Here is a 1,887-nt window from a genome sequence, read left to right on the forward strand (position 1 = left end):
CCGACGTCGCCACCGACAACCCCGTGCCCGCACCGCCGTTCTGGGGCACCCGCGTCGTCAAGGGCATCCAGCTCAAGGAGTACGCGTCCTGGCTGGACGAGGGCGCCCTCTTCAAGGGCCAGTGGGGACTCGGCCGCGACACGATCGAGTCCGAGGGCCGGCCCCGGCTGCGCAGGTGGCTCGATGTGCTCCGCACCCGCGGCCTGCTGGAGGCGGCCGTGGTCCACGGCTACTTCCGGTGCGTGTCCAAGGAGGACGACCTGATCGTCCTGGACGAGCACGGCGCCGAACTCACCCGCTTCACGTTCCCCCGGCAAGGCCGGGGCCGCAGGCTCTGCCTGGCCGACTTCTTCCGTCCCGAGGACTCCGGCGAGACCGACGTCGTCGGCTTCCAGGTCGTCACCGTCGGCTCCCGCGTCGGCGAGGAGACGGCCAGGCTCTTCGAGACCGACGCCTACCGCGACTACCTCGAACTGCACGGCCTGTCCGTTCAGTTGGCCGAGGCCCTCGCCGAGTACTGGCACGCCCGCGTCCGCGCCGAACTCGGCATCTCCGGTGCCGATCCGGACCGGCTCGCGGGCATGCTCCGCACCGAGTACCAGGGGTGCCGCTACTCCCTCGGGTACCCGGCGTGCCCCGACCTGGAGGACCGCGCCAAGATCGCCACGCTGCTGGAGCCCGAGCGGATCGGCGTCCACCTCTCGGAGGAGTTCCAGCTCCACCCCGAACAGTCCACGGACGCCATCGTCGTACACCACCCCGAAGCGGGTTACTTCAACGCCGGGCGGCGCTCATGACGACCTTCTCCTTCGAGTTCTTCCCGCCCAAGACTCCGGCGGGTGAGCGCGCCCTGTGGAACGCGGTGCGCAAAGTCGAGGCGCTGCGGCCGGACTTCGTGTCGGTCACCTACGGCGCGGGCGGGTCCTCCCGGGACCGCACGGTGTCCCTCACCCGGCGGATCGCCGCCGAGACCACCCTGCGTCCCGCGGCCCATCTGACGGCCGTGGGGCACTCGGTCGCCGAACTGCGGCACATCATCGGCAGCTACGCGGACGCGGGGATCACCAACGTCCTCGCCCTGCGCGGCGATCCGCCCGGCGACCCGCAGGGGCCCTGGGTCCCGCACCCGCGCGGCCTCACCCACGCCCGCCAGCTGGTGGAACTCCTGCGCTCCCTCGGGGACTTCACCATCGGCGTCGCCGCCTTCCCGGAAGGCCACCCGCGCTCGCCCGACGCCGAGACCGATCTGCGGCAGTTCGTGGCCAAGTGCGGGGCGGGCGCGGACTACGCCATCACGCAGATGTTCTTCGACGTGGACGTCTACCTCCGGTTCAGGGACCGCGTCGCCGCCGCCGGCTGCGACACGCCGATCATCCCGGAGATCATGCCCGCCACCGACGTCCGCCAGATCCGCCGCTTCGCCGAACTCAGCGCGGCCACCTTCCCGGAAGACCTCGCCCATCGCCTGGAAGCGGCCCGGAACGACTCCGCGACCTCGCACCGCGTCGGCGTCGACCACGCCGTCGCCATGGCCGACCGCCTCCTCGCCGAAGGCGCCCCCGGACTGCACTACATCACCCTCAACCGCTCGACGGCGGCCCTGGACATCCACCGCACCATCCACGCAACGAGGAGCCTCAGTGTCCACTGACACCCGCGACTTCGAGGTCGCCGATCTCTCGCTGGCCGAGTTCGGCCGCAAGGAGATCACCCTCGCCGAGCACGAGATGCCCGGCCTGATGGCGATCCGCAGGGAGTACGCCGAGAGCCGGCCGCTGGCCGGTGCCCGCGTCACCGGCTCCCTGCACATGACCGTGCAGACCGCCGTGCTGATCGAGACCCTGGTCGCCCTGGGCGCGCGGGTCCGCTGGGCGTCGTGCAACATCT

The 1,887-nt window shown here is 71.4% G+C and carries 3 protein-coding genes; all 3 read left to right on the forward strand.

All coding sequences use genetic code 11. The annotated features are described in order from the left end of the window. The coding region (locus QSK45_RS37940; RefSeq protein ID WP_285563512.1) for a vitamin B12 dependent-methionine synthase activation domain-containing protein at window positions 1-797 on the forward strand (797 nt) is incomplete at its 5' end. Continuing rightward, a complete protein-coding gene (gene metF, locus QSK45_RS37945) occupies window positions 794-1,651 on the forward strand; it encodes a methylenetetrahydrofolate reductase [NAD(P)H] (RefSeq protein WP_285563513.1) in 858 nt (285 codons plus the stop codon). The genes QSK45_RS37940 and metF, both read left to right, overlap by 4 nt. Beyond that, window positions 1,641-1,887 (forward strand): adenosylhomocysteinase (locus QSK45_RS37950; RefSeq protein WP_285563514.1); only part of this gene is annotated, 247 nt, incomplete at its 3' end. The genes metF and QSK45_RS37950, both read left to right, overlap by 11 nt.

It is taken from the genome of Streptomyces hygroscopicus subsp. hygroscopicus, from assembly GCF_030269125.1.
Classification (GTDB): domain Bacteria; phylum Actinomycetota; class Actinomycetes; order Streptomycetales; family Streptomycetaceae; genus Streptomyces; species Streptomyces hygroscopicus_C.